This is a genomic window from Lacticaseibacillus sp. 22 (assembly GCF_055413445.1).
In genome coordinates this window covers 15,650-36,977 of record NZ_JBVAYD010000018.1, presented here as the reverse complement: position 1 = coordinate 36,977, position 21,328 = coordinate 15,650, and the positions used below count along the sequence as shown (strand labels likewise).

Here is a 21,328-nt window from a genome sequence, read left to right as displayed (position 1 = left end):
AAAGTTATCATTTTCACAATCGTTATCAAAAGCCTCTCAAGAATGCCCCTCATCATTCTAAATGCCCAGTAACTAAAAAACGCTACGCAATTCATTAGTTCGAATCGAGTAGCGTACCTTTTAAAATAACCCCAACCTTCCAATCCGTTCCGCCGCTTCCTGCAACCTCTGCGGACTCGTAAGTAAGCCGATTCGGACGTAGCCTTCTCCATGGCGACCGAATCCGTTACCAGCCGCAACCGCCACATCCGCCTGATCGAGCAATAACTCGGTGAACGTCTGACTGGTATATCCAGCTGGTACCGGCATCCATGCGTAAAAAGTCCCCGGTGAACTTTTACCATGCCAACCAATCGCGGTGGTGGCAGAAAACCAGACATCGCGCCGTTGTTGATACAAGTCGACCAGTGCCGGGACTGACGTTTGATCACCGAGCAGTGCTTCAATCCCTGCTTCCTGAATCGCCGGAAAAACCGAGACGAACAGATGATCCTGAATCAGATTAATCGCTTCAATCATGTCAGCATTGCCAGCAGCAAAGGCCAACCGCCATCCCGCCATATTGTATGTCTTGGACAGCGTGTATAGCTCAATGCCGACATCTTTGGCACCAGGCTGCTGCAGGAAGCTCACCGGACGCTGGCCATCAAATCCAAGCGCACCGTAAGCAAAATCACTGACAATCCCAATCTGATGGGCCTTGGCAAAGGCGATCGTCTCGTCATAAAATTCCGGGGTAGCCACCGCGGTTGTCGGATTATTAGGATAATTCAGATACAGCAGTTTAGCAGCCGCGGCCACTTCCGGTTTAATTTTCGTATAATCAGGCAACCAATTATTTTCGGCGGTCAACGTCATTAAGGCTAATTTCACGCGCGCTAACGTCACTCCCGATAGATAATCCGGGTAGCCCGGGTCCGGCAAGAGAATTGTTTCCCCGGGATTCATGAGTGCAAGCGGTAATTCGACCAAGCCGATTTTGGAACCGCCCAAAACCGCTATCTCCTTCTCCGGATCCAATGTCACGCCATATTCCCGCGCATAGAACTCGGCCGCTGCTTGCTTAAATGTCGGCAGTCCGCGAAAAAGCGAATATTTATGGTTCCCGGGCCGCGCTACTGCCTGTTGCGTCGCGTGAACAATATTTTCGGGTGTCGGCTGATCCGGATTGCCTTGACCCAAATTAATCACGTCATGACCAGCCGCAATCCGTTCATTGACATGTTTGACTAAACTGGCAAAAAATTGCTTCGGCAGTGCCTGAAGCACCTCTGATTCTGAAAATGTCACTGGATAAGCCCCTTTTTAATAAATTAGCATGAACGATTGCCCAACGATGCGACCTTTACTGACGGCTTAATAAAGTTCCGGCCGGCGATCCGTGAAAACCGGGATCTGCTGGCGTGCGGCCCCAATGCGATCAAGGTCAATTGTCACAATCCCCACCTGTGGCTGATCGTCTAACTTCAACAGCCGTTCACCAAAAGGATCAACCACCTGGCTTTGTCCGCCAAATGCATTGTTCGGATCGTTACCGACACGATTCACCGCGACCACATATGCCTGATTTTCAATGGCGCGTGCTGCTAGCAAGGCATTAAATTGCGGCAATCTTGGTGTTGGCCATTCTGCCGGGAGAAAGAACAGCTGGGTCCCATCGCTGGCCATGCGCCGGAACCACTCGGGAAAGCGCAAGTCATAACAAATTGCCACACTGGCCGGAACACCGAGGGTAAAATGATCTGCCGTTGCTCCGGCTGTGATAAACTTTTCTTCATTCATTAAGCGAAACCGATGCACCTTATCGTACTTGGCAAGCTGCCGGCCATGATGATCAACCGTCAAACTCCGGTTATAAAAGCGCCCACTTTCGGCTGCTGCAACTGACCCGCCAACAATTGCCAGATGATACTGCTGGGCGAGCGCACTCAAGAACGCCTTCGTCCGCAACCCATCCGGATCCGCCGTGGTGGCCAGATGTTCGAGATCATAGCCGGTATTCCACATTTCCGGCAATACAACGACCTCAGCCCCTTGTTGTGCCGCTTCAGCAACGGCAGTGGCAACCGTCTGAAAATTCTTCTCCGGTTGACCAAATGCAATGTCTATTTGGGCTAATGCGATTGTTAATTGCGCCATTTCAATCCCTCTTTTGGTTGATTGCTTCACTAAAATGCCGGGACAATGGAGCCCTTAAATTTCTTAGCGATGTAATCTTTAATCGTTTGACTTTGATAATATTTTTTGATTTGCTTAATCACTTTGTCGTTACGATGTTTGGTCTGGACAACAAAATAATTTGGATAAGGGTTGTTCGTCGTCTTTTCATGGTAAATTGCATCTTGATTGATTGTGAGACCGGCATCAAATGCAAAATTCGTATTGATTGCAGCAGCGGCCACATCCTGTAAGTGGGTCGGCAACTGTGATGCTTCCAGTTCTTCAATTTTCAGCCCCAACGGATTGGAGACGACATCGGCCTTAGTTGCCTTCTGACTGATACCGGCCTTGAGCTTAATAACACCAGCAGCTTCGAAAAGTTGCAGCGCTCGTAACTCGTTAGACGGGTCGTTTGGTACCGCAATCGAATCGCCTTTTTTGAGTGCCTTCAAATCCTTAATCTTCTTGGAATAAACGCCCATCGGAAACGCAACGGTCTTGAAAACCTGCGTAATCTTAAAGTTCTTGGACTTAATCTGTTCCTTTAAAAAAGGTAGGGTCTGATAGCTGTTTGCGCCTAAATCGCCATCGTTTAACGCCACATTCGGACTGTTATAGTCGGTAAACTGCTTCAACTTGATCGTCAAACCGTCTTTTTGAGCCAATTTTGCGACCTGTTTCATAATCAGTTCGTGCGGGCCGGCTGTGACACCCACCGTAATTGTTTTGTCCGACAATTGATCAGTGGCAGACTTGCTGCTAGCTTGACTTGTGCCACATGCCGTTAGAATCACCACAAGACTGAGCGCAACGACCGCTGAAAACCCTAACTTCAACCATTTCTTCATTAAAAATGCCTCCTTGTTGTCATGCGTTTTATATGCGCATGGGTGTGTTTGCGTTACTGATAAGAGTGATGGACGGGATGAGCGGGTTAAGAAAACGAAAAAGATAACATGGTCACTAGGGTCGGCTGGTGCTCAAGCCATAACGCCTTCCTCCCTGCGCAGAAGTCTGCGTGTAAGGACCTCAGTCGTAATGACCAAACCCGGGTCATCACGACTGAGGCCGCTTACACTCCGACTTCTAAGCGCTCCTGCTCACGCTTAACAAAAAAGGGCCCTGCTGAATCAAAAAATTGATTCAGCAGGGCCGACAGTGTCGGGGTACCACCCTGGTTCGTTACCGTGTAACCTCTACGATGCCTGTTGACACCGAGACCGTTTAACGCAGGCCTAATGCGTACCCGACTCATCGCCGAATCCATTCCGCGGTCATTTTCATCAGACGCCTGCATCGATTTCCACCTGCCATCGACTCTCTAAAGCTGCGTTGCTGATTACTCTCCACTTCATGATGTTTCATCATTTTATCAGTTATTTTTAAAGTTGAAAGCAGTTTATCTGCGTCGCTGGGAAATGTCAAGCATTTTGTTTTTTCCGCCATACTTTCTTTCCTTACGTCACGGGATTTGCCAACTTTTAAAAATTAAGGTTGACTTCATTGATAACATCGCGTATGTTAACAATTATCACATTAAATGAGATTTACATGAGAGGGGTTTTGTCGATGAAGCTGGATTTAGAATTGCGTCCCGGCGCTAATCGGTTTGTCAGTGAGACGGGGGCACTCGCCTACTTGGATACGATCTTAAAGGATTTTACCAAACCAGTCGTCATTACTGGCGAGAAAAGTTTCGCGGCCTTCACCAAAGCTTATCCTGGCAAGTTGAACTTACCGGTTTATCATTATGATGGCTCTGCCAGTGACGAGAACGGTCATGCCTTGGCTGCCGAAATCGGTCAAGCCGATGCCGTGGTGGGTATTGGTGCCGGCCGCTTGATCGACACCGCGAAAGTCGCGGCTGAAACTTTGGGGGCTGAACTCGTCAGCATCCCTACCCTCGCCTCTAACTGTGCACCCTTCACGCCCTTGGCCGCCATTTATCATGCGCAGGGCCACACCTTCAGTTACGTAGAATATTTTAAAAAGTCAGCCTACATCACCTTGGTCGATTACAACCTACTGCTTAGCACACCGCACGACTTTTTCGTTGCCGGGATTGGCGACACGCTTGCCAAGTGGTACGAAATGGACGGCATCACCCGCCACAAAGTCGATCAACTGAATGCTTACGGTCAATTGAGTCGCGCCTCCGCCAAGACCATTCAGGCAATTCTGTTTAAAAACGCCGAGCAAGCCTTAGCTGATCTTGATGCCGGTCGTGATACACCAGCGTTTGAAGCAGTTGCTGACACCATCATCGGTCTTGCTGGTGAAGTCGGTGGCTTTGGCGGTATTGACGGCCGTGCTGCAGGTGCCCACGCGACGCATAACGGACTTTCATATTTGCCGGAAACCCACGCTGTTTTACATGGCTCCAAAGTGGCTTATGGTATCTTGGTTCAGCTGGCCGAAACCGGTGATGATGACGAGATCCGATCATTATTGCCTTTCTATGAAAAAATTGGTCTGCCGACAAACCTTGAAGATTTACACGTTACCGAAAATGTTGCTGAAAAAATCCTTCAAGTAGCCGAATTTGCAGCCAAGCCAGAAGAAACCTTCATCTTGGTCGACAAATCTTTGACGCCGCAAAAAGTTGCGGCTGCAATGGAAAAAGTCGAAGCAGTTACGAGTGAAGCGGCTGCATAATCAAACGATATGTTCAACAGGTTAGTTAATTTGAAAAGCCTTAGTGAGGAAATGCTCACTAAGGCTTTTTTAATCCTCCGTATAACATCTGCGGCTAGATTTGTTTTGTTCGTTTCACTACTGAGAGTCTGGCTCAAAGACCTGAAATCTCGACCGTACAGTACATCATCACATGCTTGAATTTTTCCTTAAATTAACGTAGAGAAAACTCGATTTAACGTTTATTTGTTCCAAAAAATGACGATTATTCCGGAAAACCCAACGTTAAAATATTTTTGTCCCGTTACCGATCTGTTGTTCTATATTAGGCGTAAGGAAACCGGCGCTTTAATGACAAGAAAGCAACGTCATGTATTGATCAACGAGGGAAACGTACATGAAGAACGCTACTATTGTGAAGGCAGCCAAACGACAAACCATTAACCACATTGGTGCGCAAAAGTACCTCACCGGTGCCAGTGTCGCAGGATCAGGTGCAAAATCCAAAAATCCGGAAGTTATTGAGAGATTGGATCATTTGGATGGTGTCGGAGGCGCAGCTTTTGATGTTTAGCAAACCTGTTTTTAAGCTTGTCTTTTGGGTGATTCTTGCCTTGGCCAATATTGGTCTCGGAATGCTGCTTGGTGCGACATTGATGCAATCTCTTTTAAATATATTAACAATAGTCCCAATAATTTGGATAGTTGTTACAATAATAGAAATATTGACCAAGCGATTCGCAGACGAAGACCAGAAATCATGAATAGGATAAGCGAAGGGAACAAAATGAACTTGAATTGCAGTATTTGGCAAACAATTCCAACTTAAAAAGAATCGCAGCAAAGTGCTTCGATTCTTTTTTCTAGTCCAAACTAATCTCCTTAGCAGCTCGCCGCATAACTTTATCCCGTATTATCTCATAATGTCAAAGGCATCAGCCGCTTGCAACTAATTTTTTGCCACTACTGTACGGTTTTATTTTGATCCAAATACCCCAATGTCGCAGCAGCTACAGCCTTGGCCGCGATTAGAATGGCATCTTCGTCCAGCATAAAGTCAGGACTGTGGTGGGGATGGTTTGAGCCATCAGGCAGCTGACAGCCGATGTAGAAGAAGCTGCTCGGAACCTTCTGCGCAAAATAAGCAAAATCTTCAGACGGATCCTGGACGCCGGTATCCTTGATCGCCGTGATTTGGGGAATCTTGGCTGCTTTGATCGCTGCCATGGCCTGATTCGTCAACGTCGCATCATTGATCAAAACCGGATAATTGTCGTCATAATCCAGCTTGGTTTGTACCCCAAACATGGCTTCTAACCCGTGATTCATCGTCACAATTTGCTGATGAATTATCTGCCGGGTACTTTCCTTCATCACGCGCACGTCGCCTTTTAACACCACCGCCTGTTTGATGGCGTTAAATGAGCCAACCCCGTCAAACGAACCGATCGTGACGCTGGCCGTATCAAAAGGATCGATTCGCCGCGATACGATGGTTTGGAGCGCCGTGACCAAATAACTGCCAGCCACAATCGCATCGTTGCTCAAATGCGGCATGGAAGCGTGGCCGCCTTTGCCGATAATCGTATCGGTAAAATTGGCCCGGCCAGTTTGGGTTGCGCCGGTATGATAGCCGATGAGTCCCGTTGGCATTGACGACATCACATGAACCCCGATGACATTCGTAACCCCCTCTAAGACCCCAGCTGCAATCATGCCTTTTGCCCCACCAGGCGATACTTCTTCTGCAGGTTGATGAATGATCCGAATTGAACCTGACAGTTGGGTTTTAATTTTGTTCAATTCCTTGGCCAATACCAATAAGTAAGCCGTGTGCGCATCATGGCCGCAAGCGTGCATGACCCCGGGATTTTGCGATTTAAACGGGAGCTCATTATCTTCCTGAATCGCCAACGCATCAAAGTCCGCCCGTAACGCCAATTTCGGCCCCGGCTGCCCGCCTTCAATATCGACGTACATGCCATAACCGTCACCACATGGCACGACTGGCATATCCAACGCAGCGTAATAGGCTTTGATATAAGCAGCCGTTTGTTTCTCGTGAAACGATACTTCCGGATGTGCATGCAGCTGCCGGCGAATCGCAATCATTTCCTGTTCATCGTCATCCAGCGCCTGTAACAAGGTTGCCAATAAACTCATGCTGATTTTCCCCTCCGTGATTTTGTCTGAACTTTAGGTAACTTAGCAATGAAGCGAATCAAAAATGGGCGCATGGCTTTGAAAATAACCTCCGCCACGACAAACCCGACTGCCAAGGCCATGGCAATCAAGATGACATTATAAATCTGCTGGGCTGCACTCGCGGCTTTTCCCATGGTAAAACTACGCGCGCCTAGATACGCAATGCCGCCTGGGACAAGTGAGACTAAGCTTGGTATGTAAATGGTATTGACCGGCACCCGATGACGGATGGCAAAATAATTACCTAACAAGCCAATCACCACGGTTGCGGTAAAGTTAGGCAACACTAGGCTATGATCCTGAAGACTAATCAGCCAATACGCACACCACGACACGCCACCCGTAATGCCTGCCGGTAGCAATGCCCGTTTAGGAATATTGGTGATCACGCCAAAACCAATGCTTGATAAAACACTCACGATAAACTCAACCAGTAATCGCACGTTACCGTCCCCCTATGACTTGGGTCAACACAATGGCAATGACAACGCCAGAACCAATCGCCCCGGCAACAAAAACCGCATCAACTGTTCGGACAATGCCGCTAATAATCTGACGCGACAAGATTTCCCGAATCGCATTGGTAATCGCCACCCCTGGCACCAACGGCATCAAGGCACTGATAATGATGTTCCCCGAACTGGCACCCCAGCCAATATTAGCCAGCAACTCCGCTAAAATAGCCACCACAAACGCACCTGTTGCTTCCTTAAAGTAGGGTGTCGTCGTTTTCCGGGCAACCAACTCAGCCGCAAGATAACCAAAGATCCCGACAAAAAAAGCCCAGGCCAAGTCGCCATTGGTCGCTTTAAAAAGCAGCATCGGCGCCACCGACACCCAGCCGGCACCAAGTATCCGCGCCCACCAAGGAAAATTAATCACTTGCCGCTCAATCCGGGCCACTTCTTGTTTCAGAGCATCAAACGTAATCTGATGAGCCACAAACTCACGGGAAAGCTGATTCAATTCATCGACTTTCTGTAAATTAAACCCACCCAAAGAGGATTTGATCAATCGCGTGCGGCTTTCATTCTCCAAACTGACAAAAACAGCTGTAATAGTTGCATAACAAGCCACCTTGGCACCGGCAGCATGGCCAATATATTCAACCGTCGTCTCAATGCGGGACGTCTCCGCGCCCGCATTGAGCATGATCTCCCCGACCTTGCCGCATACCTCTAAGATTTCCTCTGTATCAGGCTGGCTCATGATCCCTTGCTCCTTACCGCGTTATCGCATGGCGTTTTACTAATTGTCGGCTTTTTTCGCGTCAGTAGCAAGCAACCCGCCATGTTTTTTATTGAAACGTACTAACAAAGTCGAAAATTAGTTTCATTGGTTTCTTTCATTAACCAATGAAAAAAGTGCCCGCCTAAGCAAACACTTTTTCTCAGCATATGTTATGTTCATCCAACTAAGGCGTATTAACTGCAAACAATAAAATGCCTAAAATGACATAAAATGCTGCCAGCATCAGCACGACGATCAACAGCGTCAGCGCGCATTTCAACAGGAGCGAAAACTGGCTTTTCTTCCAAATAGCAAACAGCCAGAGTACCAACATAACAACCATCAGTAGCATGAGCCCAGACAACAAGATCCGGGGTAAAAAAGCGATCATATCGGTATACCTCACAAATTTGTGCCTGCGATTGGTCGCCATTCATCGCGAATATCGCTGACCGCTCTCAGGATACCAAGGTTTTGCCTCTAGCACAAAAACCCTGCCTCACAGGTTATCGGCGACACACGAATGAAGCTTACCGCGGGACGAAGAAGAACGCGATTAAAAGCAGTGCGACCACGTAACATCCCTGAGTAACAAGCGCCCCTTTGATCCATCCCTTCATCGGCTGCAAGTTAGCTGCATGTTGACTGGTTACCAAGAGATAAACACCGGGTAAAATGCCGAAAATAGGCACAAAAGCTAGGATCAACAGGAAAACAAACCACACGGACTGGACTAGACTTTGCTTCATCAAATTGGACAACTCCTTTTAATTACGGGCACGAACGACACTTGAAAATTGACTAGGTGGTATAGCTAATACTGCTTCCAGCATAATATAAATTTATTTGTTTTCACAGGGCAACTTCTGCTCGTTTAATCCCTAGTTCAGCAATTTGTTCGCGGTTCATCTTGACAATCTCAAAAAAAGGGGTTGACTGGTAACTAATATCTTTAGGAGTCGTTTTCGTCCATATACTGATACACTCCCTTCGATTTTGCGACTCCGCTTTAGCAACGGTTTTTGATAGCGTGCAAGGAGTAATTAAAATGAATACATACAGAAAAATCAATTTGCGTTGGGTGTCGCATCAATTACCCGCCTTATTAAAAGTCAAACTTGTTTGTTTCGCGCTTGCCAGTGCTTTCCAGCAACTTTTGTCAGGCTTGGTTTTGGGCCAGCTTGTTGAACTTGACTTTTCGGATAACCTGAAGCTAGCTGAATTCATTTTCTTTGCTGTTGGTTCCTTTGCGATCACTGCCGTTGCAGAATATTACTTTGTCAAAGCCGGACAACGAGCCATTAGGTTACTTAACCAAGCACTAAAGAAGGACTATTTTGATGATGCCCTTTCGAAGTCACTTTCCGAGTCATCTGAAGTATCCGACGTCATTAACCGTGTTGACGGTGTAGCCAAACAAGTTGAACAAAGCTACTTTGAGTCGTTGCTAACAGTCCTTCAAAGCAGTATTACTTTGATTGGATCAGTGATTGTCCTACTCAAACTCAATTTCGTTTTAAGTTTAATTTATCTACTGTTTTCATTAATATCGCTATTGCCCAGCGCTTTTGGCAGAAATAAACTGACGCGCCAAACCGAGAAATGGACACATGCCAATGCTGATTTGATGCTCATCATTAAGGACTTATTTCGCGGCAGATTTGACATCATTAATTTTGGGGCCGGACCCGCCTTTTATGCTCGCTTTAACAACAAGCTTAACCATGAAGAAGCAGAGTATGAACGAATGAATACGTATCAGTACTGGATTCAATTTGTATCGTGGTCGTTTGCCATTTTTGCCTATTTATCCCCTATCTTTATTGGCATTATCTTTTTAAGAAATGGGTGGTTCGGTGTCACTAAAGGCATTATTGTGACGTTAACTTTAACCGCAGACTCCGTAATCAGTGGTATTCGCCAACTCACGCAGATTCAAACCAAGATTGTCAGCACTGAAAAGTTACGACGCGTGCCTATTGTCAAAAATGTCTTTCTTACGCCTAACGCCAAGGAATCTCAGCCCGCCGCCAAAGAACCGAAAACATTAGCAATTAATAACTTATCGGTTCAGCGTGACCAGCACGTTATATTCAACCATCTAAACCTAACTCTGGCTCCAGGTGAAAAAATCATTGTAACCGGTCCCTCTGGTATTGGTAAGTCAACGCTGTTAAAGACCATTACCGGACGAATAAAACCGACAAACGGCTCGATTCGCTTCCAGGGGCGCCCGATTACTACAGGTGATTTTGTTCTGGTTTCCCAAGACGTATGGTTGTTTAATGCAACTTTGCGTGAAAATATTACGTTGTATCAAAATTACTCGGATGAAACGCTTCATCATATTTTAAATTTAGTCGGCTTAGGTCGCGAACTAGGCAACAATGCGTTGGAAACACACATCCGCGACAATGGCTCCAATTTATCAGGCGGGCAGGCGCAAAGAATCGCGATTGCTCGTGGATTATTAAGACAAAGCCCCATCTTCTTATTCGATGAAATCTCGGCAAACCTAGATGACGCGAATGCTTATAAGATCAGAAAATTAATGTACTCACTCCCTTCAATTGTCATCGAAGTCGCTCACCATTATGATAGCGCGTTAGCCAAAGAAAACGGGATTCACGTAAAGAAGAACTTACTGGGTGCATCGCTTACTAGCTAATCGCCATGGTGTTTTGCATAGGTGTAACGAATCTACCGGGAGCAGCTCTGGGTTCAAAAAAACCGCGATCACACTGACCGCGGTTTTTTTAATACAAATATTCTTAGTACCTTCTCCAGCAACCCGTTACTGTGCCACCTTACTAATTCGTCCCTGCTCAATATACACGGACAAAATAGCGACATCAGCCGGATTAACGCCACTGATTCGGCTTGCTTGGGCAATGGTTTCCGGTTGAATCTTAACCAGCTTTTGCCGTGCCTCGGTTGCTAAGCCATTGATTGCTTCGTAGTTGATACGTGCCGGAATCTTTTTGCCTTCAAGCCGCTTCAACTTGGCCACACTGGCTTCTTCTTTGGCAATGTAGCCGGCGTATTTGATTTGGATCTCAACCTGTTCAATCACCCGATGATCCAAGGTTGGGTTTTCCGGTAAGAACTGTTCTAGCGTCTGATAATTGATTTCCGGACGCTTTAAGAAGTCGCTGGCTAAGACCCCATCTTTAAGAGGGGCAAAATGATGAGCTTCAAGCCACGGGTTGACATCCTTGGGCTTCAGGCGGGTGTGCTCAAGGCGCGCTAATTCATCGGTAATGGCTTGACGCTTAGCCAAAAAGTCAGCATAGCGTTGATCACTAATCAGGCCAAGTTCATGTCCCATTGGCGTTAAGCGCAGATCCGCATTGTCATGACGCAGTAACAACCGATACTCGGCGCGGCTGGTTAACAAACGATACGGTTCATTCGTTCCTTTTGTCACGAGATCATCTATCATCACGCCAATATAAGCATCTGAACGCTTCAACGTGAAGGGACCTTTGCCTTGAGCGCGGCGGGCAGCATTAATCCCGGCCACAATTCCCTGACCGGCTGCTTCTTCATAACCACTGGTACCGTTCATTTGTCCGGCGGTATACAAATTCTCCACAACCTTAGTTTCCAACGTTGCTTTCAACTGCCACGGTTCAATGACATCATACTCGATGGCATAACCGGCGCGCATGAGTTCGGCATGCTCCAATCCCGCCACACTATGCAGCATTTTCAACTGGATTTCTTCGGGCATGGACGTTGAAAAGTCCCCCACATAATATTCCGAGGTGTCGCGGCCTTCAGGTTCCAAGAATAATTGATGCCGCGGCTTATCGGCGAAGCGAACAATTTTATCTTCAATGGATGGACAGTAACGCGGGCCAACTCCCTTAATCACACCGGAAAACATCGGCGCGCGATCCAGATTCTCCCGAATAATCTGATGGGTCGTCGCGTTGGTGTAAGTCATCCAACAACTCAACTGATCTTTGAGATAAACCGAATCCGGCGTTGTAAAACTAAAATGATTCGGTGTTTTATCGCCTGGCTGTTCTTCGGTTTTGGAAAAGTCAATCGTATTGCCGTTAACACGCGGCGGGGTTCCGGTTTTGAAGCGGCGCAGTTTAAAGCCCAGCTGCTCCAGGTTTTCAGAAAGCTTAATGCTTGGCAGACTGTTATTAGGGCCGGAACTATACATGAGTTCGCCGATAATAATTTTACCGCGGGAACTGGTGCCAGCCGTTAACACAATACTTTTGGCGCGATAAATCGCCCCGGTAGCCGCCACGATGCCGACTGCCTTACCATCTTCGACCAGCACTTCGGTAGCGAGTCCCTGCCGTAAATCCAAATGCGGCGTGTCTTCAATGACGTGTTTCATACTGCGGTGATAAGCCGCTTTATCCGCTTGGGCACGTAATGCGCGCACTGCCGGACCTTTACCCGTGTTGAGCATGCGCATCTGGATGTACGTCCGATCAATATTCTTCCCCATTTCACCGCCGAGGGCATCAATTTCACGAACTACAATTCCTTTGGCCGGACCGCCTAAGCTGGGATTACATGGCATAAATGCCAACATTTCCAGGCTGATTGTCAGTAATAATGTCTTTTCGCCCATACGTGCCGCAGCCAAGGCCGCTTCACAACCAGCGTGACCAGCACCGACAACGATGACATCATAAGTGCCGGCTTCAAATTTCTTTACTTCAGGCATCTGTTTTCCTCCAAGCATCTGTTTTTCACACGCCCATGCGCTACTTACCCAGACAGAACTGACTGAATAGCTGGGTAATTAATTCATCTGGGGCACTTTCGCCAGTAATTTCGCCAAGCTTGTCCCAGGCCGCGGTCATATCAATTTGCACTAAATCAATCGGCATCCCGGCATGAATCCCGGCCATGACCGCGTCCAGGCTTTTGCTAGCTTGCCGCAATAGGCCGATTTGGCGCGCGTTGGAGACCATGACTGTTCCCTGACTATTTTCAATGCCGCCAAAGAAGAGTTTGGCAATTCGCTCATCCAGTGCATCCATGCCATCACTAGTTGGAATGGCGGTTTTGATGATTTCATCGGCATCAACCAATTGCAGCAACGCCGCCGTGTCTAAACGCGCAGGCAAATCCTGTTTGTTCAACACGATGATCCGTTTCTTATCAGCCGTTGCCGCAAGCAGCTGCTTGTCTTCCGTTGTCAGCGGCTCGCTTTGATCCAAGACCAGTAAAATCAGATCTGCCTGCGTAATTGCCTGCCGGGAACGTTCCACGCCGATTTTTTCGACTTTATCGGTGGTGTCGTGAATTCCGGCTGTATCAACAAGCTTCAACGGAACCCCGCGAACATTGACGTATTCTTCAAGGACATCGCGCGTCGTACCGGCAACGTCCGTCACAATCGCCTTGTCTTCGTGCAACATGTGATTCAGTAACGAGCTTTTTCCAACATTTGGCCGGCCGACAATGGCAGTGGCCAAGCCTTCGCGCAACACTTTTCCCTGACTGGCGGTAGTTAGGAGCTGCTCGATCGCCTTTTTGACGGTTTGGGCCTTTTCCAAAAGCATTTTAGTTGTCATTTCGTCCGTATCGTACTCCGGATAGTCGATATTAACTTCGACTTGAGCCAACACTTCAAGAATTTCCTGCCGCAGCTGTTTGATTAAATGGTGCAGGTTCCCATCAAGCTGATTGACGGCCACCTGCATGGCGCGATCCGTTTTTGCTCGAATCAGATCCATCACCGATTCCGCCTCGGTCAAGTCAATGCGGCCGTTTAAAAAGGCGCGCTTCGTGAATTCCCCCGGCTCAGCCATACGCGCCCCTTCGCCAAGCAATAATTGCAGAATCCGATTGGTCGCCACGATCCCGCCATGACAATTAATTTCCACAACATCTTCACGCGTGAACGTCTTTGGCGCCAGCATAACGCTGACCATGACTTCATCAATCAAATCACCGGTTTCGGGATCGACAATATGACCGTAATGAATGGTATGACTTTTAACTTGGGTGAGATCTTTGCCTTTAAAAACCTTATTGGCAGTGGCAACAGCCGTTTCGCCACTTAAACGAACAATACTAATCGCTCCTTCGCCAGGCGGTGTCGAGATGGCTGCAATTGTGTCATAAGCCGTAATAGATGTCGCCATATGCAAAAACTCCTTTTGATGATGTGAGAATCGCTGTGTTGGTTGGAAAATGAGTGGATGCTTTGGTGTAAGACGTTTGAATCCTACGCTGGGTCGCGCTCGATCATAACGCGCTCCCTGGCGCAGAAGTCTGCGTGTAAGGACCTTGGTCGCAATGGCCAAGACCCGGCCATCACGACCAAGGCCGCTTACACTCCGGTCCCTAACCGCGCCGGGTCGCGCTCACAAAAAAAGCGCAGAACCCAGTCTTTCCTTATCGTTGGGAAAGGCTGGATAAAGCACTTTGACTACTTCATCGTGATTAAACTGTGATCATCATACTTAAATGTTGCTTACTTGTCAAAAGTTAGTTACGGGCGTTTGGGGGTGACGACGACATAGCGCCGGGGATCGACGCCTTCGGAATGGGTGTCGACGTATTGATTGTCCGCCAGTGTTGTATGGATCGCCTTGCGTTCAAACGATGGCATTGGGTCTAAGTAAATGGCTTTGCCGGTTGCCAGAACTTCGCGCGCGGTTCGTTCAGCTAAGCGGGTCACGGTTGCTTGGCGGCGTTCGCGATAGTCGCCGACGTCCAGCATGATGGTCCACTTGCTTTTACCATAGTGGTTAAACTCGGTTTGCGCTAAGTATTGAATCGCATTGATAATCTTGCCATGTTTGCCGATTAGCAAGCCTTCCTCATTGGTTTTGAGTTGAAAGGTAACGGTATTACCTTGGCGCTCGCTGCTGACTTGGGTTTTGATCCCCATGCCGCTAGTAATATCTTCCAAATAACTTTGCACCATGGCCAGCGCCGTTTGATTATCGCGCTTTTTAGTGGTGATGTCGTTAAATGCGCTGGCAATCTTTTTACCGGCGCTATCGGTTAACGCCACCGCTAGTTTGCTAGCGCTTGATTTCCCGGTGGCAGGTTCTTTCGCTTTAGGATCAGGCGCGGGATCTGCCGGTGGTTCGAGTGGTTTCAAGTTAACAATCGCTGGCTTGCGCATGAATCCAAGGAAGCCATTCTTATTTTCCTGAACCACTTGGACACTCACGGCATCACGCGGTAAGCCAAGTTGTTTGAGTCCGGCCTCGATGGCTCTTTGAATCGTACTGCCTTGAAAGGTTGGCATCTTGCTTCCTCCCGTTGTTATTTACGCCGTTTGGTCGCTTTTTTATACGCTTTTCTAAGTGCGCGTTCTTTTTCCTTCTCGGCCCGTGCTTTTTCTTCACGTTCACGCCGAATCTTAAACGGATTTTGAATCAACAATTGCTGAACCATTGAAAAGGCGTTGGTAACAACCCAGTAAATGGCCAGCGCACTTGGCAACGTAACGGAGAATACAAAAATCATAGCCGGTGAAATGATCATCATCACCCAGCTGCTTGAATTGCGGGTCGGTTGGGCCATCATCGATAAAATACTGGTTCCCAAAGTAAATAAGGTTGCCAGAATCTGCATAATCCACAATGGGTCAGGTTGTGACAGGTTCATCCATAGAAAAGTCCCGGATTGCAATGAAGAAGTTCGTAAAATCGCTTGATATAGTGCGATCAGGAACGGCATCTGGATCACAATCGGCAAACAGCCCATCACCGGGTTAACGCCAGCTGACGCATAAAGCTTTTGCGTCTCGTCGCGGAGTTTGGTTTGGGTTTCGGTGTCTTTTGAACTGTATTTTTTCTGTAGTTCTTTTAACTGCGGGGCGATTTCCTGCTGCTTGGCCATGCTCTTGATGGACAGATAGCTCAACGGGAAAATCAAAATCCGGATAATTAAGGTAAAGGCGATGATCCCGACACCAGGATTCCCACCAAACAAATTGGCCAGCCAGATAACAAATTGACCGGCAGTATAAACCACATAGCGATCCCAGAATCCGGTACTGTTTTCTGACACCGGTGCCGTTCCACAGGCAGTCAGAAGAAAGACCAGACTCAGCATGCTCACAATGACGAGCAGGCGTTTGAATTGACGATTTTTCACAAATAATCCCTCTCTTAATCTCAACATGGTCAAATGACCTCGATATCTTCGTTCAGGATGCCCGCCAACCGCATGACATGTATCAGGTTCTTCTTTGTCTCAGCCATATCAAGCTGATTAGCGGACTTACGCGCGATAACCAAAAAATCAGTCTGGGGATCAATCTCAGGCTTTAGCTCCAACAGACTCTGGCGAATATAGCGTTTTATCTGATTACGCATGACGGCAGTGTGGCCGACTTTTTTGCCTACAGAGATGCCCACCCGAAAATGCGGTTGATCGCGTTTCATGTGATAGATCACAAAATTACGATTGGCAACCGAATCACCATGGTCAAACACATTTTGAAATTCAACTTCTTTTTTGATCCGATATGACTTGCGCAATGATGCTCCCTCACAATCTGGTTCTAAGTATACAAGATGACAAGATGTTTTCCTATATGTATCAGCGGCTAACGACAGGTTTCTTTTCAGCCCGCTAAACAGCCTCATAAACGCAAATGAACGACAACGACCAACAATCGGGTCATTGCCGTTCATTGGTTGTGACGTGTCAGCGCATGGGTTAACCGCGGTGCCGGGTCATTCATGAAAAAATGCGGGCAAGCGTTTTCGGTGACTGCCTTTGCTGTGCTAATTAGTCGCTTGGTGATGGTGCGAGTGGTTCAAGAACGTACCGATTGATTGCAGAAGATGCGCGCTCTTAGCAGGGCTGCCTTTTGCAACTGTTGACGGCTCCGAAACGCGCTCTCCAGCGCAGAAACCTGCGTATAAGGACCTCTGAACCCCAATGGCCAAAACCCGGCCGACCAATTACGGCTCCGAAACGCGCTCTCCAGCGCAGAAACCTGCGTATAAGGACCTCAGACCCCAATGGCCAAAACCCAGCCATTGGGGTCTGAGGCCACTTATACTCCGGTTTCTAACCGCGCTGGTTCGCGCTCTGCTCTAAAAAAAACCACTGACGCGGTCAGTGGCTTAGGCAGATAATACTTTACGTCCTTTAGCGCGACGGCGTGCTAAAACTTTGCGGCCGTTCTTTGTGCTCATCCGCTTCATGAAACCATGAACACGTTCGCGGTGACGTTTCTTTGGTTGGAAAGTCCGCTTGGTTGTCATTGACGACACCTCCTAGTTAAAACCGATTTATCTTATTAAGATGACTTGCATTATCAGACATCATCCGAGTTTACACGAGGAAGCAAGCCGCGTCAAGGCTTTTTCACTGACATCGTACATCTTTGTCGATCGCAAGCGATATTGTCTTAAGTAAGCAGTTAGCCAAAGTGTCACAAAATCTGTAACCTCTTAGAAGAATACATCTAGGAGGAATCACATGAAGAAGGTTGTCTTAACGATGAGAGAAGAAGAACGTTACCGAGTTATCAAAGCAGTGGTTAATGGTAAAACCTCAATTCAACGCGCAGCAGTCAGGCTCAAACGTTCAGAGCGAACCATTTACCGTTTAATCCAACTATACAAGCATCAGGGCAAAGACGGTTTTATCCATGGCAACGCTGGTCGTGAGCCTGCCAACAAACGCAATGCGCAACTTGAGCGCCAAATCATTCATCTGTACACAAATAAATATGCCGGGTTCAACATCGCCCATTTCCATGAATTTTTAACCACCGACGAGCAAATCACTATCTCCGAATCTTCACTCCGACTCTTATTCAGAAAAAAACAGATTCTTTCTCCTAAAGCGCACAAGGCCACCAAGCGTCGTGTCAAACGCGAGCTAAAAGCCAAAGAGAAAAAGGTGGAGCTACTTTCGAAACGTGACGAAGCTACCCTGTCAGCTATCGAAGCCGTTGAAAACATCAAAGCCCACCCAGAACGTCCTCGGAAACGTTACGCTGGCGAACTGGTTCAAATGGACGCTTCATGTGAACACTGGTTTGGCACTCAAAAAGCCACCTTACACGCCGCTATTGATGATCAATCCGGAAATGTTGTCGGCGGCTACTTTGCCCAACAAGAGACCCTGAGCGGTTACTATCATGTTTTTGCCCAAATCCTTCGCAATTATGGCGCTCCAGCTGAATTTCTAACTGACCGGCGAACCGTGTTTAACAGCAATAAAAAAGAGGGCTCACCTTCGACCGAGAACCCTCTCACACGCTTCGGTTATGCCTGCCAAACGCTTGGAACAGAACTTTTGGTCACCAGTGTTCCACAAGGTAAAGGCCGTATAGAACGGCTTCTGGAGACTTTTCAAGATCGGCTCACAAGTGAACTAAGGCTGCATAACGTCAACACAATCGCAGATGCCAATCGGTTTTTGGTCGGCTTTATTAAGCGCCACAACAACCGTTTCGCATCGCCCATTAAAAGTAACATGTCAGTATTTGAGAAGCAACTAACCCCAAAGGAAATTGACAATATCTTGATTATTGCCAATGAACGCAGCATCGGCCATGGCCACTGCATCCGCTTTGAAAACAAGCGCTATCTGCCACATCGAAATGGCGAGCTTATCTATTTACCGCCACACACCAAAGTACTAGTCATCAAGAGCTTTACTGGCAAGCTTTATATGACGACAGACGACGATCAGGTTTATGACCTCTTTTGCGTGCCAAGGGAGTATGCCTTCTCCGCTAAATTCGATCTAACACCGCCTGAACCCGCCACCCCTAAAAAAGCTAGGAAAGTCCCCGCTATAACGCATCCATGGCGTCGAGCAAACTATCGAGATTATCTTGATTCTCTAGGCCTCGACAGCGAACAAATCAAATGGCTGGTTAATGATCGTTATCCAGTTCGAAATTCACAAACAAGCCACGTCTAATCAGGATCATTTCGCGTCCAATTTTCGGACGCATGTTTTATGGAATTTACTGTCAAAGTCGAAAATCGCTTGACAGGCTTTTTCACTGACATCGTACATCTTTTTAGGATTTGAACTGGGTCAGTTGCAGCAATCGGGTTTGTGGATAACTTGTGTGTTGTTAAAATACAAAGCTTATTTCATGCACAGGCTGCGCACAAGTAATTTGCAAGTTCACATCCATGTTTATAGAGTTATCCACAGGCTGTAAATCGCCTGTTCATATCTTGTGAAACACTTACGGCTACAAGGTTTTGGTTCCACAGACAAATTGTGTATAACTTGCAATTTGGGGATTTTGGCTTTAATCATCCTCAGCCTTGGGGATAATTTGTTCGCACCCTGTTTCTTTTTCACTTTTTTGTTTGTGGAAAACTGTGATTTCTGTGGAAAACTCCTTTCTGCAATGCTAAACTTATTTTTGCAGAACATTTTTGGCCCTAACCGAAAATCCATGATCTAGCTAAGCTGATTCGCCTAAATGATGCCGTTATCTCGCTTATTGCGGCGTTTGGGTAACTGATTGGCTTTACCTAAATCGAAACTAGTGTACACTTATCCACCTGTCGACAACTTTTGCGGTTGCCTTGGCTTTTTGTGCGCTAATCATTATGTTTGACTACCATCAATGTTGGCTATCGGTTTTGGGACGCCGATGCCAACCGTTATTAGAGGAGGGGCGTTTATGCCCAATTTAGAGGAGCTTTGGGCTTACCTGAATGATAAATTCCGTGAAGAGTTGACCCCAGTCGGTTACAGCACATGGATTCAAACAGCCAAGCCGGTCAAATTGACCCAAGATAAACTCGAAATCGAAGTACCTGCATCTTTGCACAAGGCCTACTGGGAGAAAAATCTGGTTACCAAAGTGGTGGAAGGCGTCTATGAGTTTGCCCAATTAGAAGTCGATCCTGTCATCATGACCAAAGACGAGTTGCAGCCCGCTTCCACGCATCAGCATCAAGTAACCGATGACGATGATGACCAACAACTCACCTTTAAGGCAAAAACGCATTTAAATCCGAAATATACTTTTGACCGCTTCGTGATTGGTAAAGGTAACCAAATGGCTCACGCGGCGGCTTTAGCAGTAGCTGAGGCGCCTGGTACGACTTACAACCCGCTGTTTATTTACGGCGGCGTTGGCTTGGGGAAGACGCATTTGATGCAGGCGATCGGGAATCTGGTCTTGGAAAATAATCCCGCTGCCAACATTAAATATGTCACCAGCGAGAATTTTGCCAATGACTTCATTAATTCCATCCAAACAAAACAGCAAGAACAATTTCGTCAAGAGTACCGAAATGTTGACTTGCTGTTGGTTGATGATATCCAATTCTTCGGTGACAAAGAAGCCACGCAAGAAGAGTTCTTCCATACATTTAATACATTGTACGAAAATATGAAGCAAATTGTCCTAACCAGTGATCGTCTGCCTAATGAGATTCCCAAGTTGCAGGAACGTCTGGTATCCCGCTTCAATAAAGGACTATCCGTTGACGTCACCCCGCCGGATCTTGAAACCCGTATCGCCATCTTACGCAATAAAGCCAATGCAGAAGATCTCAGTATTCCGGATGACACGCTTTCTTACATTGCTGGGCAAATTGAAAGTAACGTCCGTGATCTTGAAGGGGCGCTGGTTCGGGTTCAGGCTTTTTCAACGATGAAGAACGAGGACATCACAACCAGTTTAGCGGCAGATGCACTAAAAGCCCTTAAACTCGATGATCGTAGCGGACAACTCACCATTCCGCAGATTCTCGATGCGGTCGCCAAATATTTTCAAGTCACCGTTCAGGATCTAAAAGGCAAAAAGCGGGTTAAACAAATTGTCATTCCCCGGCAAATCGCCATGTACTTAGCACGCGAGATGACCGACAATAGCTTACCGAAAATCGGCCAGGAAATTGGCGGAAAAGATCACACGACTGTCATTCACGCCCACGAAAAAATCATGGCTGCCATGACCACCAACGAAGATTTAAAAGCACATGTGGTCGAACTCCGCAATATCCTGAAAAATCGTGGTTAATCCACTTGTGGACAACTGCCAGAAACAGAACTTTTTGTCCCTATCACTTATCCACAGGTGCATAACTTCATGATTTGCTGTTCCGCAAAGTTATCCACAGTTTGAACACGCCCTATTACTATTACTCTAAAA

20 protein-coding genes and 1 other annotated feature are annotated in these 21,328 nt (G+C 47.1%); of the genes, 6 read left to right on the top strand and 14 right to left on the bottom strand.

Annotated elements, in window-relative coordinates; all coding sequences use genetic code 11:
- Positions 1-120: 120 nt before the first annotated feature.
- The 3 genes from ACWP87_RS09245 to ACWP87_RS09235 form a co-directional block, all read right to left on the bottom strand.
- Positions 121-1,290 (bottom strand): pyridoxal phosphate-dependent aminotransferase, encoded by a 1,170-nt coding sequence (locus tag ACWP87_RS09245; RefSeq protein ID WP_005685716.1) that lies wholly within the window; start codon positions 1,288-1,290, stop codon positions 121-123.
- A 66-nt stretch (positions 1,291-1,356) separates the two neighbouring features.
- The gene (locus tag ACWP87_RS09240; RefSeq protein WP_014570245.1) at positions 1,357-2,139 is read right to left on the bottom strand and encodes a carbon-nitrogen family hydrolase; all 783 of its coding nucleotides are present in this window, start codon (positions 2,137-2,139) and stop codon (positions 1,357-1,359) included.
- 29 nt (positions 2,140-2,168) lie between these two features.
- Positions 2,169-3,008 carry a MetQ/NlpA family ABC transporter substrate-binding protein gene (locus ACWP87_RS09235; protein WP_005685714.1) on the bottom strand — a complete coding sequence of 280 codons (840 nt, stop codon included), beginning with the start codon at positions 3,006-3,008 and terminating at the stop codon, positions 2,169-2,171.
- A gap of 297 nt (positions 3,009-3,305) precedes the next feature.
- Positions 3,306-3,524: a binding site (T-box leader), on the bottom strand.
- A 205-nt stretch (positions 3,525-3,729) separates the two neighbouring features.
- Between ACWP87_RS09235 and ACWP87_RS09230 the strand changes: the two genes are divergently transcribed.
- The 3 genes from ACWP87_RS09230 to ACWP87_RS09220 all read left to right on the top strand — a co-directional run bounded on the left by ACWP87_RS09230 (position 3,730) and on the right by ACWP87_RS09220 (position 5,558).
- On the top strand, positions 3,730-4,815 hold the full coding sequence (locus ACWP87_RS09230) for an iron-containing alcohol dehydrogenase family protein (protein ID WP_005685712.1): 1,086 nt from the start codon (positions 3,730-3,732) through the stop codon (positions 4,813-4,815).
- A 376-nt stretch (positions 4,816-5,191) separates the two neighbouring features.
- Positions 5,192-5,368, top strand: a complete 177-nt coding sequence (locus ACWP87_RS09225) for a hypothetical protein (RefSeq protein ID WP_005685711.1) — start codon at positions 5,192-5,194, stop codon at positions 5,366-5,368.
- A complete protein-coding gene (locus ACWP87_RS09220) occupies positions 5,361-5,558 on the top strand; it encodes a hypothetical protein (protein ID WP_005685710.1) in 198 nt (65 codons plus the stop codon). Before ACWP87_RS09225 ends, ACWP87_RS09220 begins: the two co-directional genes overlap by 8 nt.
- A 199-nt stretch (positions 5,559-5,757) precedes the next feature.
- On the opposite strand, the gene ACWP87_RS09215 is transcribed toward ACWP87_RS09220, so the two are convergent.
- The 5 genes from ACWP87_RS09215 to ACWP87_RS09195 form a co-directional block, all read right to left on the bottom strand.
- The gene (locus ACWP87_RS09215) at positions 5,758-6,957 is read right to left on the bottom strand and encodes an amidohydrolase (protein ID WP_014570246.1); all 1,200 of its coding nucleotides are present in this window, start codon (positions 6,955-6,957) and stop codon (positions 5,758-5,760) included.
- Positions 6,954-7,442, bottom strand: a complete 489-nt coding sequence (locus tag ACWP87_RS09210; protein ID WP_005685708.1) for a threonine/serine exporter family protein — start codon at positions 7,440-7,442, stop codon at positions 6,954-6,956. The genes ACWP87_RS09215 and ACWP87_RS09210 overlap by 4 nt, the downstream gene beginning before the upstream one ends.
- Position 7,443: 1 nt before the next feature.
- Positions 7,444-8,208 (bottom strand): threonine/serine exporter family protein, encoded by a 765-nt coding sequence (locus ACWP87_RS09205; RefSeq protein ID WP_005685707.1) that lies wholly within the window; start codon positions 8,206-8,208, stop codon positions 7,444-7,446.
- Between the two features lie 205 nt (positions 8,209-8,413).
- Entirely contained in the window at positions 8,414-8,620 is a 207-nt protein-coding gene (locus ACWP87_RS09200; RefSeq protein ID WP_005685706.1) for a hypothetical protein, read from the bottom strand.
- A gap of 139 nt (positions 8,621-8,759) precedes the next feature.
- On the bottom strand, positions 8,760-8,978 hold the full coding sequence (locus ACWP87_RS09195) for a hypothetical protein (RefSeq protein ID WP_005685704.1): 219 nt from the start codon (positions 8,976-8,978) through the stop codon (positions 8,760-8,762).
- Positions 8,979-9,277: 299 nt separating this feature from the next.
- Here ACWP87_RS09195 and ACWP87_RS09190 point away from each other — a divergent pair, with 299 nt between their 5' ends.
- A complete protein-coding gene (locus ACWP87_RS09190; protein ID WP_014570247.1) occupies positions 9,278-10,897 on the top strand; it encodes an ATP-binding cassette domain-containing protein in 1,620 nt (539 codons plus the stop codon).
- A gap of 126 nt (positions 10,898-11,023) precedes the next feature.
- Here the strand turns inward: ACWP87_RS09190 and mnmG are convergent, their stop codons facing one another.
- The 6 genes from mnmG to rpmH all read right to left on the bottom strand — a co-directional run bounded on the left by mnmG (position 11,024) and on the right by rpmH (position 17,447).
- On the bottom strand, positions 11,024-12,925 hold the full coding sequence (gene mnmG / locus ACWP87_RS09185) for a tRNA uridine-5-carboxymethylaminomethyl(34) synthesis enzyme MnmG (protein WP_014570248.1): 1,902 nt from the start codon (positions 12,923-12,925) through the stop codon (positions 11,024-11,026).
- A 40-nt stretch (positions 12,926-12,965) separates the two neighbouring features.
- Positions 12,966-14,354, bottom strand: a complete 1,389-nt coding sequence (gene mnmE / locus ACWP87_RS09180; protein ID WP_005716635.1) for a tRNA uridine-5-carboxymethylaminomethyl(34) synthesis GTPase MnmE — start codon at positions 14,352-14,354, stop codon at positions 12,966-12,968.
- Positions 14,355-14,704: 350 nt separating this feature from the next.
- A complete protein-coding gene (jag, locus tag ACWP87_RS09175) occupies positions 14,705-15,472 on the bottom strand; it encodes an RNA-binding cell elongation regulator Jag/EloR (RefSeq protein WP_014570250.1) in 768 nt (255 codons plus the stop codon).
- Positions 15,473-15,489: 17 nt separating this feature from the next.
- Entirely contained in the window at positions 15,490-16,326 is an 837-nt protein-coding gene (yidC, locus tag ACWP87_RS09170) for a membrane protein insertase YidC (RefSeq protein WP_005685695.1), read from the bottom strand.
- A 29-nt stretch (positions 16,327-16,355) separates the two neighbouring features.
- Positions 16,356-16,712, bottom strand: a complete 357-nt coding sequence (rnpA, locus tag ACWP87_RS09165; protein WP_005685694.1) for a ribonuclease P protein component — start codon at positions 16,710-16,712, stop codon at positions 16,356-16,358.
- A 594-nt stretch (positions 16,713-17,306) separates the two neighbouring features.
- Complete coding sequence (gene rpmH, locus ACWP87_RS09160) at positions 17,307-17,447, bottom strand: 50S ribosomal protein L34 (protein ID WP_003568442.1); 141 nt, start codon at positions 17,445-17,447, stop codon at positions 17,307-17,309.
- Positions 17,448-17,664: 217 nt separating this feature from the next.
- Between rpmH and ACWP87_RS09155 the strand changes: the two genes are divergently transcribed.
- Positions 17,665-19,122: an ISNCY family transposase gene (locus ACWP87_RS09155; RefSeq protein WP_014570251.1), complete on the top strand. Its 1,458-nt coding sequence runs from the start codon at positions 17,665-17,667 to the stop codon at positions 19,120-19,122.
- A 724-nt stretch (positions 19,123-19,846) separates the two neighbouring features.
- The gene (gene dnaA, locus ACWP87_RS09150) at positions 19,847-21,196 is read left to right on the top strand and encodes a chromosomal replication initiator protein DnaA (protein ID WP_005685692.1); all 1,350 of its coding nucleotides are present in this window, start codon (positions 19,847-19,849) and stop codon (positions 21,194-21,196) included.
- The last annotated feature ends 132 nt before the right edge of the window (positions 21,197-21,328 follow it).